This window comes from Klebsiella sp. F11, assembly GCF_056712265.1.
The window spans coordinates 451,899-465,865 of sequence record NZ_CM160060.1; the positions used below are offsets into that span (position 1 = coordinate 451,899).

11 protein-coding genes, 3 tRNA genes and 4 rRNA genes are annotated in these 13,967 nt (G+C 53.2%); 13 read left to right on the plus strand and 5 right to left on the minus strand.

Annotation, left to right across the window (positions count from 1 at the left end):
* Window positions 1-8: 8 nt before the first annotated feature.
* The 3 genes from rsmB to def are packed head-to-tail and all read right to left on the minus strand — an operon-like array spanning window position 9 to window position 2,828.
* Complete coding sequence (rsmB, locus tag AC1M2H_RS02315) at window positions 9-1,304, minus strand: 16S rRNA (cytosine(967)-C(5))-methyltransferase RsmB (RefSeq protein ID WP_480150132.1); 1,296 nt, start codon at window positions 1,302-1,304, stop codon at window positions 9-11.
* Window positions 1,305-1,356: 52 nt separating this feature from the next.
* A complete protein-coding gene (gene fmt / locus AC1M2H_RS02320; protein ID WP_480150133.1) occupies window positions 1,357-2,304 on the minus strand; it encodes a methionyl-tRNA formyltransferase in 948 nt (315 codons plus the stop codon).
* 14 nt (window positions 2,305-2,318) lie between these two features.
* Entirely contained in the window at window positions 2,319-2,828 is a 510-nt protein-coding gene (gene def, locus AC1M2H_RS02325; RefSeq protein WP_041142954.1) for a peptide deformylase, read from the minus strand.
* 129 nt (window positions 2,829-2,957) lie between these two features.
* Between def and dprA the strand changes: the two genes are divergently transcribed.
* The 6 genes from dprA to AC1M2H_RS02355 are packed head-to-tail and all read left to right on the plus strand — an operon-like array spanning window position 2,958 to window position 6,749.
* A complete protein-coding gene (dprA, locus tag AC1M2H_RS02330; RefSeq protein ID WP_480150134.1) occupies window positions 2,958-4,082 on the plus strand; it encodes a DNA-protecting protein DprA in 1,125 nt (374 codons plus the stop codon).
* On the plus strand, window positions 4,054-4,527 hold the full coding sequence (gene smg, locus AC1M2H_RS02335) for a DUF494 family protein Smg (RefSeq protein ID WP_426813983.1): 474 nt from the start codon (window positions 4,054-4,056) through the stop codon (window positions 4,525-4,527). The genes dprA and smg overlap by 29 nt, the downstream gene beginning before the upstream one ends.
* Before the next feature lie 26 nt (window positions 4,528-4,553).
* Entirely contained in the window at window positions 4,554-5,108 is a 555-nt protein-coding gene (locus tag AC1M2H_RS02340) for a DNA topoisomerase family protein (RefSeq protein ID WP_480150135.1), read from the plus strand.
* Window positions 5,101-5,673, plus strand: a complete 573-nt coding sequence (gene tsaC, locus AC1M2H_RS02345) for an L-threonylcarbamoyladenylate synthase type 1 TsaC (RefSeq protein ID WP_426813985.1) — start codon at window positions 5,101-5,103, stop codon at window positions 5,671-5,673. Before AC1M2H_RS02340 ends, tsaC begins: the two co-directional genes overlap by 8 nt.
* Window positions 5,674-5,676: 3 nt before the next feature.
* Window positions 5,677-6,495: a shikimate dehydrogenase gene (gene aroE, locus AC1M2H_RS02350; RefSeq protein WP_480150136.1), complete on the plus strand. Its 819-nt coding sequence runs from the start codon at window positions 5,677-5,679 to the stop codon at window positions 6,493-6,495.
* On the plus strand, window positions 6,492-6,749 hold the full coding sequence (locus AC1M2H_RS02355) for a DUF1488 family protein (RefSeq protein ID WP_480150137.1): 258 nt from the start codon (window positions 6,492-6,494) through the stop codon (window positions 6,747-6,749). Before aroE ends, AC1M2H_RS02355 begins: the two co-directional genes overlap by 4 nt.
* On the opposite strand, the gene AC1M2H_RS02360 is transcribed toward AC1M2H_RS02355, so the two are convergent.
* Window positions 6,710-7,279: a gamma carbonic anhydrase family protein gene (locus tag AC1M2H_RS02360; RefSeq protein WP_480150138.1), complete on the minus strand. Its 570-nt coding sequence runs from the start codon at window positions 7,277-7,279 to the stop codon at window positions 6,710-6,712. The genes AC1M2H_RS02355 and AC1M2H_RS02360 overlap by 40 nt on opposite strands.
* A gap of 473 nt (window positions 7,280-7,752) precedes the next feature.
* Here AC1M2H_RS02360 and AC1M2H_RS02365 point away from each other — a divergent pair.
* From AC1M2H_RS02365 to rrf (AC1M2H_RS02395), 7 genes are all read left to right on the plus strand, one after another.
* A 16S ribosomal RNA gene (locus tag AC1M2H_RS02365) occupies window positions 7,753-9,292 on the plus strand.
* Window positions 9,293-9,363: 71 nt separating this feature from the next.
* Window positions 9,364-9,440, plus strand: a tRNA-Ile gene (locus AC1M2H_RS02370).
* 111 nt (window positions 9,441-9,551) lie between these two features.
* Window positions 9,552-9,627 (plus strand) — tRNA-Ala (locus tag AC1M2H_RS02375).
* 204 nt (window positions 9,628-9,831) lie between these two features.
* Window positions 9,832-12,738 (plus strand): 23S ribosomal RNA (locus AC1M2H_RS02380).
* Window positions 12,739-12,829: 91 nt separating this feature from the next.
* Window positions 12,830-12,945, plus strand: a 5S ribosomal RNA gene (gene rrf, locus AC1M2H_RS02385).
* Between the two features lie 130 nt (window positions 12,946-13,075).
* Window positions 13,076-13,151: transfer RNA gene (locus tag AC1M2H_RS02390), tRNA-Thr, on the plus strand.
* Window positions 13,152-13,186: 35 nt separating this feature from the next.
* Window positions 13,187-13,302, plus strand: a 5S ribosomal RNA gene (gene rrf, locus AC1M2H_RS02395).
* Together the 16S, 23S and 5S rRNA genes with 3 tRNA genes alongside form the textbook arrangement of a ribosomal RNA operon.
* 224 nt (window positions 13,303-13,526) lie before the next feature.
* Here the strand turns inward: rrf (AC1M2H_RS02395) and AC1M2H_RS02400 are convergent.
* Window positions 13,527-13,748: a lipoprotein gene (locus AC1M2H_RS02400; protein ID WP_041147475.1), complete on the minus strand. Its 222-nt coding sequence runs from the start codon at window positions 13,746-13,748 to the stop codon at window positions 13,527-13,529.
* Window positions 13,749-13,967 lie beyond the last annotated feature (219 nt).

The following is a 13,967-nucleotide window of genomic DNA, read 5'->3' on the forward strand; positions in this document are numbered from 1 at the left end:
GCGATCCATTATTTCCGATGTTTGATCAGCTTAGCGTAAAAGAATCCATCACCCTCTTCCGCGTCGGGCAGATTTTGCTGTCCAGGCTGCTCAGGCGTCCCGCTAATGCTAAGTTCTGCGTCAGGGGTGCGCGTCAGGAATGCCGCAATTTGCTGACTATTCTCTTCCGGCAGAATTGAGCAGGTCGCATAGACCAGGGTGCCGCCGGGTTTTAAATGTGCCCAGATGGCATCAAGAATCTCAGCCTGAAGCTGCGCCAGCTCTGCGATATCGCGGTCACGACGCAGCCATTTAATGTCCGGATGGCGGCGAATGACGCCCGTTGCAGAGCAGGGCGCATCGAGCAGAATACGATCGAATTTTTCATCATCGCACCACTGCGCCGGATATCTGCCGTCACCCTGTTTTACCTGGGCTTTCATTCCCAGACGTTTCAGGTTGTCGTAGACACGGGACAGACGCTGGTCATCGATATCGACAGCCAGTACGCTGGCCTGCGGCGCGACTTCCAGAATATGGGTTGTTTTGCCGCCGGGCGCGGCGCAAAGATCGAGGATCCTTTCACCATTTTCCGGGGTCAGATAGCGCATACAGCCCTGGGCGGAAGCATCCTGAACGGTGACCCAGCCTTGCTCAAAGCCGGGAAGGGCGTGTACAGGCGCCGGCGTCGCCAGGCGGACGGCATCCGGATAATCCGGGTGAGAGAACCCCTGCATGCCCGCCTCTTCAAGGAGCGCCAGCCATTCATCGCGTGAGTGATGATTGCGATTAACGCGTAGCCACATCGGTGGACGCTGGTTGTTGGCATCCACAATGGCCTGCCACTGCTGCGGCCAGGCTTTTTGGAGGCGTTTGAGTAGCCATGCGGGGTGCAGGAAGCGGCTGTCGCTTGCGGCGAATTCGTTAAGCAATTCTTCCTGCTGGCGTTGGAACTGGCGCAGCACGCCGTTGATCAGCCCTTTGAGCTGCGGACGCTTAATCGCTACCGCACCTTCAACCGTTTCCGCCAGCGCCGCATGGGCGGGGATACGGGTGTGCAGCAGCTGATAAAAGCCGACCATAATTAAATAGTGAACGGTGCGCTGTTTTCCCGTCATCGGGCGAGCCATCAGCTTATTGATCAGCCATTCCATCTGACTCAGGGTGCGCAGGACGCCAAAGCACAGCTCCTGCAGCAGCGCTTTATCTTTTTCACCGACTTTCTGCTGCAACGGTGGCAGAACGTTGCTTAACGACTGCCCCTTCTCGACAACCTGTTCAACGGCCTGGGCCGCCAGACTACGTAAATTAAGATTTTTTTTCATAACCGCGAAAATAAAAAGGCCCGGTAGATCCGGGCTTTAGAAGTGACTACCGTCAGGAAAGACGGTTACCTGGGATAAACCACTCCCGGCGAGAATTGAGCAAATCCTGGGCACTCATCGCTTTTTTGCCCGCAGGCTGAAGGGATTCCAGATTCAGAATGCCATCACCGGTTGCCACCTGAATGCCCTGCTTGCTGGCTGCCACAATGGTGCCAGGTTCAGCGGAACTTGTTTCGGCGATAGCCGATGCCTGCCAAACCTTCACCGGCTGTTCGTCAATATCCAGCCAGCTCATCGGCCACGGATTGAAGGCGCGGATACAGCGTTCGAGCTGTTCGGCAGAAAGCGACCAATCAATACGGGCTTCTTCTTTGCTGAGCTTCTCAGCGTAGGTGGCTAAGGCTTCATCCTGGGCTTCAGGTTGAGTGGCTGCGTTAGCTAACTGAGCCAGGGTGTTCAGCAGCCCTTGCGGGCCGAGGTCGGCCAGCTTGTCATACAGGCTGGCGCTGGTATCTTCTGCGGTGATCGGGCAGGAGAGCTTATACAGCATATCGCCGGTATCGAGACCGACATCCATCTGCATAATCGTTACGCCTGTTTCCGTATCGCCGGCCCATAGAGAGCGCTGAATGGGCGCGGCGCCGCGCCAGCGAGGCAGAAGAGAACCGTGGACGTTAATACAGCCAAGACGCGGCATATCCAGAACCGCTTTGGGCAGAATCAGCCCATACGCAACGACGACCATGACGTCGGCATTAAGCGAGGAGACCAGCGCCTGGTTTTCCTGTGGACGCAGGGATGCCGGCTGGAAGACCGGCAAATTGTTAGCTTCAGCCAGCACTTTTACCGGGCTCGGCATGAGCTTTTTACCGCGGCCAGCGGGGCGATCGGGCTGAGTAAAAACGCCAACGATCTGGTGCTCAGACGACAACAGCGCGTCAAGATGACGCGCTGCAAAATCGGGGGTACCTGCAAAAATAATACGTAATGATTGTGACACGTTAATCCTTGTCCTCAGGCACGCGTACGCAAACGATCCAGTTTTTCAACTTTCTGACGAATGCGCTGTTGTTTGAGCGGCGACAGATAATCGATGAACAGTTTGCCTACCAGATGATCCATTTCATGCTGAATACAGATGGCCAGCAGGCCGTCTGCATCCAGTTCGAACGGCTTGCCTTCGCGATCCAGCGCGCGGATTTTCACGGTTTCGGCACGTGGTACCAGCGCACGCTGTTCCGGAATGGACAGGCAGCCCTCTTCAATACCGGTTTCACCGTCTTTTTCCAGCAGCTCAGGGTTAATTAACACCAGCTGACCTTCACGGTTCTCCGACACATCAATAACAATAATGCGCTGATGGATATCAACCTGGGTTGCCGCCAGACCAATACCTTCTTCCGCGTACATCGTCTCGAACATATCATCAACGATACGCTGAATTTCTGCATTGACTTCTTTGACCGGCTCGGCGACTTTGCGAAGGCGCTCGTCCGGAATATGTAACACTTGCAAAACTGCCATAAAGATCCAGAGTCGTATTCAGGAGTGGATAAGATTATTACCTCTATTCTAGACAAAACCCCCTCTAATTGACAGTCTCACTGTCCAATCGCAAGGATTGTTAAAGCCGCTTATGGCAGGGGAGTATGGATGGTGCCCGCAGAGATTTGGCTACGCCTGATGAGGGTAAACGGCCTGTATGGTGAGACGATGGTGAACGCCGCTCGCCGGATCGGCGCCGCAGCCGGGCTTAATAGCGAAGTTTTACGTCTCTGCGGCCTGAGTGCGGCGCAGTCGAGGCAGTTTTTGACCTTTGGCCAGCGGGATATCGACGCCACTCTGGAATGGCTGGAACAGCTGGAACATCATCTGCTGTCGGCTGACAGTCCTCTTTATCCACCGCAGCTGCGCGCAGCCGCTGATTATCCCGGCGCGCTTCTGGTTAAGGGGGACCTCGCCATTTTGCACAGCCGGCAGCTAGCGGTTGTCGGGAGCCGTGCGCATTCCTGGTACGGTGAACGCTGGGGGAGAGTGTTCTGCGAAGCCCTGGCACGCTATGGCATTACAATTACCAGCGGTCTGGCGATTGGTATTGACGGCGTGGCCCATCGCGGCGCGCTTACCGCGAATGGAAAAAGCGTTGCGGTGCTAGGGAATGGGTTAGGTGATATTTACCCGCGTCGGCATGCCGCTTTAGCAAGGCAGATTGTGGATAGCGGAGGGGCGCTGCTTTCGGAGTTCCCTCTTGCTACGCCGCCATTACCGGGAAATTTCCCTCGCCGTAATCGGATTATCAGCGGCTTAAGTATTGGGGTATTGGTTGTTGAGGCCGCATTGAGAAGCGGCTCGTTGGTTACCGTCCGCTGCGCGCTTGAACAGGGAAGGGAGGTTTTCGCGCTCCCCGGGCCGATAGGCAACCCGGGTTCAGAGGGGCCGCACTGGCTCATCAAGCAGGGAGCCGTCCCCGTTACGGCGCCCGAGGATATCGTCGAATACTGCCAGCATGAACTGCTATGGCTGGGTGATAGGCCATACGGCATAAATAATTGCACGGATCGTCCTCCCGTAGCATTGCCATTTCCTGAGCTCCTGGCTAACGTAGGAGATGAGGTAACACCTGTTGACGTTGTCGCTGAACGTGCCGGCCAATCTGTACCAGTGACCGTAGCTCAGCTACTTGAACTGGAGTTAGCAGGCTGGATCGCAGCTGTACCCGGCGGCTATGTCCGATTAAGGAGGGCAAGCCATGTTCGACGTACTCATGTATTTGTTTGAGACTTACATCCATAACGAAGCAGAAATGCGCGTAGACCAGGATAAGCTGACTCGGGATCTCACCGACGCCGGTTTTGAACGGGAAGATATTTACAACGCGCTGATGTGGCTCGAGAAACTGGCTGACTATCAGGAAGGCCTTGTCGAGCCCATGCAGCTGGCTTCTGACCCACTCTCTTTACGGATTTACACCGAAGAAGAGTGTCAGCGTCTGGATGCTAGTTGCCGAGGATTTCTATTATTCCTCGAGCAAATTCAGGTGTTGAACCTCGAAACGCGGGAAATGGTAATAGAGCGCGTTCTGGCGCTGGATACGGCAGAGTTCGAACTGGAAGACCTTAAATGGGTGATCCTGATGGTGCTGTTTAATATTCCGGGCTGTGAAAACGCCTACCAGCAGATGGAAGAATTACTCTTCGAAGTAAATGAAGGTATGCTGCATTAATCTTTTTGCAGCAACGTCGAGTATTTATGACCAAATCAGCACTGTTTCAGGTGCGTAAAAATGAGCCCTGTCCACAGTGCGGGGCTGAACTGGTAATCCGCTCCGGGAAGCATGGACCGTTTCTTGGCTGTTCGCACTATCCGGACTGTAACTATGTCCGTCCCCTGAAAAGTCAGGCGGACGGACATATCGTTAAAGTGCTGGAGGGACAGGAGTGTCCATCCTGTGGCTCCGTGCTGGTGCTACGCCAGGGACGCTTCGGTATGTTTATTGGCTGCAGCAGCTATCCGCAATGTCAGCATACTGAACTTATTGATAAACCTGATGAAACGGCTATCGCGTGCCCGCAGTGTGGTCAGGGGCATTTAGTTCAGCGTCGCTCTCGTTTCGGCAAAACTTTTCACTCCTGCGATCGCTATCCCGATTGCCAGTTCGTCATTAACTTCAAACCGATAGCGGGCGAGTGTCCCGAATGCCACTATCCGCTATTAATTGAAAAGAAAACCGCGCAGGGCGTTAAACGCTTTTGTGCCAGTAAACAATGTGGAAAGCCGATACCGGCGGAACAACTCAGTGAATAATAACCTGCAATCAGAAGCCGTCACCCATGCAGTGGCAGTTCTGAATAATGAACACGTCATCGCCTACCCTACAGAAGCCGTTTTTGGCGTTGGCTGCGATCCTGACAGCGAAACCGCCGTTATGCGCCTGCTGGACCTCAAACAGCGGCCGGTCGAGAAAGGACTGATTCTTATCGCTGCCAGTTTTGAACAGTTACGTCCTTATATAGATGACTCTCAGCTTAGCGCGGCGCAGCTGGCGGCGATTTTTAGCTGCTGGCCAGGACCAGTGACGTTTGTCTTCCCGGCGCGTAAAACCACCCCACGCTGGTTGACCGGGCGCTTTGACTCGCTGGCGGTACGGGTTACCGATCACCCGCTGGTGGTTGAGCTATGCGAGGCCTATGGAAAACCGCTGGTCTCGACCAGTGCGAATTTATCCGGCCAGCCTCCCTGTCGTACCACGGCTGAAGTTCACGCCCAGTTTGGCGCCGATTTTCCGGTGGTTAATGGGGTCACCGGCGGCCGTCAGAATCCGTCTGAAATTCGCGACGCCCTGTCGGGCGAACTCTTTCGCCAGGGGTAAGTGATGGAAAGCTACGCAGTCTTTGGAAATCCGATCGCCCACAGCAAATCGCCAGCCATCCATCGGCTTTTTGCGCAGCAGCTGCAGATTGCACATCCCTACGGGCGTATTCTGGCGCCACGGGATGAATTTATCAGTACCCTGAATGCCTTCTTTAATGAAGGGGGGTTAGGCGCCAACGTTACCGTTCCGTTTAAAGAGGAGGCGTTCGCTCGCGCCGATGAACTCACCGAGCGAGCCGCGCTGGCCGGGGCCGTGAATACCCTCAAACGTCTGGAAGATGGCCGTTTGCTGGGGGATAACACCGATGGTGTCGGGTTACTGAGCGATCTGGAGCGGCTCGGCTTTATTAAACCTGGCGTTCGCGTCCTGCTTATCGGGGCGGGGGGCGCATCGCGCGGCGTGCTGTTGCCGCTTCTGTCCCTCGATTGCGCCGTGACGATTGTCAATCGCACCAGCTCTCGCGCGCACGAGCTGGCGGCGCTCTTTTCTCATACCGGCAGTATCCGTGCGCTGGAAATGGATGCGCTGGCTGAACATGAGTTCGATCTCATTATTAATGCGACCTCCAGCGGCATTGGCGGCGAGGTGCCTGCGATACCTGCTTCGTTAATTAACGCGCACGTCTATTGCTACGACATGTTTTATCAGCAGGGTAGTACGCCGTTTCTGATCTGGTGCCAGCAGCATGGGGCGAAACAGTGCGCTGATGGTTTAGGCATGCTGGTGGCCCAGGCCGCTCATGCCGTTCTGCTGTGGCATGGCGTACTGCCAGACATTACCCCGGTGATTCAAACCTTGCACAAGGAATTGAATCCATGAATCAGGCGATTCAGTTCCCTGACAGGGAAGAGTGGGATACTGAAAAACAGTGCATTACTTTTCCCGCATTGGTTCATGGTATGCAGCTGACCTGTGCAATGAGCAGCGTAACCCTAGAGAAACGGTTTGGTGGGAAAGAGCCAGCACATTGGCTGGCTGAGTTTCGCGAACATCGCTGGGATCTTGAAGAAGAGGCGGATGAGATGATCCGCGATCAGCAGGAAGACGATCGGGGCTGGGTTTGGTTTTCCTGATCCAGGTAATCGTTCTTCCATTTTACATAGTTGTTTGCTGAATAGATCAGACCCGCTATTTCCGCCTCCGTCAGGGGGCGGATTTGTTTCACCGGGTTGCCAAAATAAAGATAGCCGCCCGCCAGTCGCTTGTTCTGTGGTACCAGACTACCGGCGCCAATCATGACGTCATCCTCTATTACTACTCCATCCAGCAGAATTGATCCCATCCCCACCAGCACCCGGTTACCAATAGTGCAGCCGTGCAGCATTACCTTATGGCCGATGGTGACATCTTCGCCAACGATCAGGGGATTCCCCTGTGGGTTATAGGATGATTTATGGGTGACATGCAGCACGCTACCGTCCTGGATATTGGTGCGAGCGCCGATTTGCACATAGTTAACGTCGCCGCGAATGGCAACCAGCGGCCAGATGCTAACATCATCAGCCATTCTGACATCGCCGATCGCTACGCTGGTGGCATCGATCATCACGCGCAGGCCTGTTTGTGGGAATAAATCTTTATAGGGACGTAAATTTGCGGACATGTTTACCTCGATAATTCAGGGTCGTGCGAAGACTTTGGTAGCTTTCTCCGCCGCCTGCAACCCTTTATTGTGGTAAAAACTGAGCAGATCGGACAATAACGCTGCGAAAAGGGCAAAAAAACATCATATGGAAAAAAAGATCGATAAAAGACTTGTGCAATAAAATGGGATCCCTATAATGCGCTCCCACTGACACGGCGGATGTGAATCACTTCACAGCAGATAGCTGGTTCGGTTGAAGAGAAAAATCCTGAATTAAAGGATTGACTCTGCAAGAGGAAAGCGTATTATACTCCACCTCGCAACGGTGAGCGAAAGCCGCGTTGCACTGCTCTTTAACAATTTATCAGACAATCTGTGTGGGCACTCAAAGTGACATGGATTCTTAACGTCTTCGGACGAAAAATGAATACCAAGTCTCTGAGTGAACATACGTAATTCATTACGAAGTTTAATTCAAGAGCATCAAACTTAAATTGAAGAGTTTGATCATGGCTCAGATTGAACGCTGGCGGCAGGCCTAACACATGCAAGTCGGGCGGTAGCACAGAGAGCTTGCTCTCGGGTGACGAGCGGCGGACGGGTGAGTAATGTCTGGGAAACTGCCTGATGGAGGGGGATAACTACTGGAAACGGTAGCTAATACCGCATAACGTCGCAAGACCAAAGTGGGGGACCTTCGGGCCTCATGCCATCAGATGTGCCCAGATGGGATTAGCTTGTAGGTGAGGTAATGGCTCACCTAGGCGACGATCCCTAGCTGGTCTGAGAGGATGACCAGCCACACTGGAACTGAGACACGGTCCAGACTCCTACGGGAGGCAGCAGTGGGGAATATTGCACAATGGGCGCAAGCCTGATGCAGCCATGCCGCGTGTATGAAGAAGGCCTTCGGGTTGTAAAGTACTTTCAGCGAGGAGGAAGGTGTTGAGGTTAATAACCTCAGCAATTGACGTTACTCGCAGAAGAAGCACCGGCTAACTCCGTGCCAGCAGCCGCGGTAATACGGAGGGTGCAAGCGTTAATCGGAATTACTGGGCGTAAAGCGCACGCAGGCGGTCTGTTAAGTCAGATGTGAAATCCCCGGGCTCAACCTGGGAACTGCATTTGAAACTGGCAGGCTTGAGTCTTGTAGAGGGGGGTAGAATTCCAGGTGTAGCGGTGAAATGCGTAGAGATCTGGAGGAATACCGGTGGCGAAGGCGGCCCCCTGGACAAAGACTGACGCTCAGGTGCGAAAGCGTGGGGAGCAAACAGGATTAGATACCCTGGTAGTCCACGCTGTAAACGATGTCGACTTGGAGGTTGTTCCCTTGAGGAGTAGCTTCCGGAGCTAACGCGTTAAGTCGACCGCCTGGGGAGTACGGCCGCAAGGTTAAAACTCAAATGAATTGACGGGGGCCCGCACAAGCGGTGGAGCATGTGGTTTAATTCGATGCAACGCGAAGAACCTTACCTGGTCTTGACATCCACGGAATTCAGCAGAGATGCTTTAGTGCCTTCGGGAACCGTGAGACAGGTGCTGCATGGCTGTCGTCAGCTCGTGTTGTGAAATGTTGGGTTAAGTCCCGCAACGAGCGCAACCCTTATCCTTTGTTGCCAGCGGTTAGGCCGGGAACTCAAAGGAGACTGCCAGTGATAAACTGGAGGAAGGTGGGGATGACGTCAAGTCATCATGGCCCTTACGACCAGGGCTACACACGTGCTACAATGGCATATACAAAGAGAAGCGACCTCGCGAGAGCAAGCGGACCTCATAAAGTATGTCGTAGTCCGGATCGGAGTCTGCAACTCGACTCCGTGAAGTCGGAATCGCTAGTAATCGTGGATCAGAATGCCACGGTGAATACGTTCCCGGGCCTTGTACACACCGCCCGTCACACCATGGGAGTGGGTTGCAAAAGAAGTAGGTAGCTTAACCTTCGGGAGGGCGCTTACCACTTTGTGATTCATGACTGGGGTGAAGTCGTAACAAGGTAACCGTAGGGGAACCTGCGGTTGGATCACCTCCTTACCTGAAAGAACCTGCCTTTGTAGTGCTCACACAGATTGTCTGATGAAAAATAAGCAGTAAAAAATCTCTGCAGGCTTGTAGCTCAGGTGGTTAGAGCGCACCCCTGATAAGGGTGAGGTCGGTGGTTCAAGTCCACTCAGGCCTACCAAATTCATCCTGAATACTGCGTTGTGAAACGACTCGCATACCTCAGTATGCTTCGTCCTTCCACGCCTTGTCTCAGTCTGAATTACCGGTACAAGAGATTAGTAATTACGATGGGGTTATAGCTCAGCTGGGAGAGCGCCTGCCTTGCACGCAGGAGGTCTGCGGTTCGATCCCGCATAGCTCCACCATCCTTTACTGCCCGAAACAAGAAAACTTCCGAGTGTTCCTGAAAAGGTGCACTGCGAAGTTTTGCTCTTTAAAAATCTGGATCAAGCTGAAAATTGAAACGACACATTGTTTCCTTTCTCCGTAATAAGAAAGGAAAAGCGGTGTGTTCGAGTCTCTCAAATTTTCGCAACGCGACTGTTTTACGAAACAGCTTCGGGTTGTGAGGTTAAGCGACTAAGCGTACACGGTGGATGCCCTGGCAGTCAGAGGCGATGAAGGACGTGCTAATCTGCGATAAGCGTCGGTAAGGTGATATGAACCGTTATAACCGGCGATTTCCGAATGGGGAAACCCAGTGCAATTCGTTGCACTATCGTTAAGTGAATACATAGCTTAACGAAGCGAACCGGGGGAACTGAAACATCTAAGTACCCCGAGGAAAAGAAATCAACCGAGATTCCCCCAGTAGCGGCGAGCGAACGGGGAGCAGCCCGGAACCTGAATCAGTTTGTGTGTTAGTGGAAGCGTCTGGAAAGTCGCAGGGTACAGGGTGATACTCCCGTACACTAAAATGCACATTCTGTGAGTTCGAAGAGTAGGGCGGGACACGTGGTATCCTGTCTGAATATGGGGGGACCATCCTCCAAGGCTAAATACTCCTGACTGACCGATAGTGAACCAGTACCGTGAGGGAAAGGCGAAAAGAACCCCGGCGAGGGGAGTGAAAAAGAACCTGAAACCGTGTACGTACAAGCAGTGGGAGCCTCTTTTATGGGGTGACTGCGTACCTTTTGTATAATGGGTCAGCGACTTATATTCTGTAGCAAGGTTAACCGTATAGGGGAGCCGCAGGGAAACCGAGTCTTAACTGGGCGTTAAGTTGCAGGGTATAGACCCGAAACCCGGTGATCTAGCCATGGGCAGGTTGAAGGTTGGGTAACACTAACTGGAGGACCGAACCGACTAATGTTGAAAAATTAGCGGATGACTTGTGGCTGGGGGTGAAAGGCCAATCAAACCGGGAGATAGCTGGTTCTCCCCGAAAGCTATTTAGGTAGCGCCTCGTGAACTCATCTTCGGGGGTAGAGCACTGTTTCGGCTAGGGGGTCATCCCGACTTACCAACCCGATGCAAACTACGAATACCGAAGAATGTTATCACGGGAGACACACGGCGGGTGCTAACGTCCGTCGTGAAGAGGGAAACAACCCAGACCGCCAGCTAAGGTCCCAAAGTCATGGTTAAGTGGGAAACGATGTGGGAAGGCCCAGACAGCCAGGATGTTGGCTTAGAAGCAGCCATCATTTAAAGAAAGCGTAATAGCTCACTGGTCGAGTCGGCCTGCGCGGAAGATGTAACGGGGCTAAACCATGCACCGAAGCTGCGGCAGCGACGCGTATGCGTTGTTGGGTAGGGGAGCGTTCTGTAAGCCGTTGAAGGTGGCCTGTGAGGGTTGCTGGAGGTATCAGAAGTGCGAATGCTGACATAAGTAACGATAAAGCGGGTGAAAAGCCCGCTCGCCGGAAGACCAAGGGTTCCTGTCCAACGTTAATCGGGGCAGGGTGAGTCGACCCCTAAGGCGAGGCCGAAAGGCGTAGTCGATGGGAAACAGGTTAATATTCCTGTACTCGGTGTTACTGCGAAGGGGGGACGGAGAAGGCTATGTTAGCCGGGCGACGGTTGTCCCGGTTTAAGCATGTAGGCGGAGGTTCCAGGTAAATCCGGAACCTTTTAACGCTGAGGTGTGACGACGAGGCACTACGGTGCTGAAGTAACAAATGCCCTGCTTCCAGGAAAAGCCTCTAAGCATCAGGTAACATCAAATCGTACCCCAAACCGACACAGGTGGTCAGGTAGAGAATACCAAGGCGCTTGAGAGAACTCGGGTGAAGGAACTAGGCAAAATGGTGCCGTAACTTCGGGAGAAGGCACGCTGATGGTAAGTGAAGCGACTCGCTCGTGGAGCTGAACTCAGTCGAAGATACCAGCTGGCTGCAACTGTTTATTAAAAACACAGCACTGTGCAAACACGAAAGTGGACGTATACGGTGTGACGCCTGCCCGGTGCCGGAAGGTTAATTGATGGGGTTATCCGTAAGGAGAAGCTCTTGATCGAAGCCCCGGTAAACGGCGGCCGTAACTATAACGGTCCTAAGGTAGCGAAATTCCTTGTCGGGTAAGTTCCGACCTGCACGAATGGCGTAATGATGGCCAGGCTGTCTCCACCCGAGACTCAGTGAAATTGAACTCGCTGTGAAGATGCAGTGTACCCGCGGCAAGACGGAAAGACCCCGTGAACCTTTACTATAGCTTGACACTGAACACTGGTCCTTGATGTGTAGGATAGGTGGGAGGCTTTGAAGCGTGGACGCCAGTCTGCGTGGAGCCATCCTTGAAATACCACCCTTTAATGGCTGGTGTTCTAACGTGGGCCCGTAATCCGGGTTGCGGACAGTGTCTGGTGGGTAGTTTGACTGGGGCGGTCTCCTCCCAAAGAGTAACGGAGGAGCACGAAGGTTAGCTAATCCTGGTCGGACATCAGGAGGTTAGTGCAATGGCATAAGCTAGCTTGACTGCGAGCGTGACGGCGCGAGCAGGTGCGAAAGCAGGTCATAGTGATCCGGTGGTTCTGAATGGAAGGGCCATCGCTCAACGGATAAAAGGTACTCCGGGGATAACAGGCTGATACCGCCCAAGAGTTCATATCGACGGCGGTGTTTGGCACCTCGATGTCGGCTCATCACATCCTGGGGCTGAAGTAGGTCCCAAGGGTACGGCTGTTCGCCGTTTAAAGTGGTACGCGAGCTGGGTTTAGAACGTCGTGAGACAGTTCGGTCCCTATCTGCCGTGGGCGCTGGAGAATTGAGGGGGGCTGCTCCTAGTACGAGAGGACCGGAGTGGACGCATCACTGGTGTTCGGGTTGTCATGCCAATGGCATTGCCCGGTAGCTAAATGCGGAAAAGATAAGTGCTGAAAGCATCTAAGCACGAAACTTGCCCCGAGATGAGTTCTCCCTGACTCCTTGAGAGTCCTGAAGGAACGTTGAAGACGACGACGTTGATAGGTCGGGTGTGTAAGCGTAGCGATACGTTGAGCTAACCGATACTAATGAACCGTGAGGCTTAACCTTACAACGCCGAAGCTGTTTTGGCGTGAGACGAATAGTCAGCTTGATACAGATTAACTGACAGGCCTTATGGCGTGTCGGAAAACAGAATTTGCCTGGCGGCAACAGCGCGGTGGTCCCACCTGACCCCATGCCGAACTCAGAAGTGAAACGCCGTAGCGCCGATGGTAGTATGGGGTCTCCCCATGTGAGAGTAGGGAACTGCCAGGCATCAAATTAGCAGTATGGCACTGACCTTTGAGGTAGTTAATTACTCAACGGAGTAATGACAAAAGCGAATGCTTTTGAACGTTGCGAAGCAACGACCCAAAGAGTCTTTGCGCGGTACCAAATTAAGCGTGCTGATATGGCTCAGTTGGTAGAGCGCACCCTTGGTAAGGGTGAGGTCCCCAGTTCGACTCTGGGTATCAGCACCAGTTTTTAAGTTAGAAAAAGTATTTTGAAGAATTTGCCTGGCGACGAGAGCGCGGTGGTCCCACCTGACCCCATGCCGAACTCAGAAGTGAAACGCCGTAGCGCCGATGGTAGTGTGGGGTCTCCCCATGTGAGAGTAGGGAATTGCCAGGCATCAAATAGAGCAGAAGGCCCAGTCGAAAGACTGGGCCTTTTTGCTTGCCTGCTATTTATGGATAAACGACAGCTCAGATCGGCCTAAAATGCCGGCGAGCGCTGCGTCCTGCGTTCCCGGAGCGGGCTTTATCATCAAAAAAAGGCCCGATCTCTCGACCAGGCCCTCTCTCTATATCTGTGCTTTCATGCGGGAATACGCCCTGTCCATCGGGATGGTAAGATTAACGGGTCAGCGCGACAATCCCCAGCGTTAAGCCCGCGACCGCCGCCGCGCCGCCGGCAATTGCCCCAGCCGTTTCCCAGTTATCCTGAGTCGTGCCTTTCATACAGGTATTGGTATGAACCAATCTGCCTTCGGAATCGTAGACCGGCACGCAGGGAGAGTCATGCGCGCAGCCGGCGAGTAGAGTTGCCAGCAGCGTGACTAAAATAAATTTCTTCATGATATTACCTCTGAATAATCCGTTTTACTGCATCGAGTGAGATACACGACGGAATAACCTATTTTACCATTGCTAATACGGAGGCTGGATAAAGGAAATCATCTCAATTTATGAGCTACGTAAATATCATGGAGATAAGTAGGGAATTGCGTAGAAAAAATGCAGAACAAAATAATGAAATAAAGCCGGTGGCGGCCGATTTTATAATTTATTAATGTA

Bases quoted from the DNA above. Each gene is read 5' to 3' on its own strand.
- smg (WP_426813983.1), top strand. From the start codon at position 4,054: ATGTTCGACGTACTCATGTATTTGTTTGAGACTTACATCCATAACGAA.
- aroE (WP_480150136.1), top strand. From the start codon at position 5,677: ATGGAAAGCTACGCAGTCTTTGGAAATCCGATCGCCCACAGCAAATCG.
- AC1M2H_RS02355 (WP_480150137.1), top strand. From the start codon at position 6,492: ATGAATCAGGCGATTCAGTTCCCTGACAGGGAAGAGTGGGATACTGAA.
- dprA (WP_480150134.1), top strand. From the start codon at position 2,958: ATGGTGCCCGCAGAGATTTGGCTACGCCTGATGAGGGTAAACGGCCTG.
- AC1M2H_RS02400 (WP_041147475.1), bottom strand. From the start codon at position 13,748: ATGAAGAAATTTATTTTAGTCACGCTGCTGGCAACTCTACTCGCCGGC.
- AC1M2H_RS02340 (WP_480150135.1), top strand. From the start codon at position 4,554: ATGACCAAATCAGCACTGTTTCAGGTGCGTAAAAATGAGCCCTGTCCA.
- def (WP_041142954.1), bottom strand. From the start codon at position 2,828: ATGGCAGTTTTGCAAGTGTTACATATTCCGGACGAGCGCCTTCGCAAA.
- rsmB (WP_480150132.1), bottom strand. From the start codon at position 1,304: ATGAAAAAAAATCTTAATTTACGTAGTCTGGCGGCCCAGGCCGTTGAA.
- AC1M2H_RS02360 (WP_480150138.1), bottom strand. From the start codon at position 7,279: ATGTCCGCAAATTTACGTCCCTATAAAGATTTATTCCCACAAACAGGC.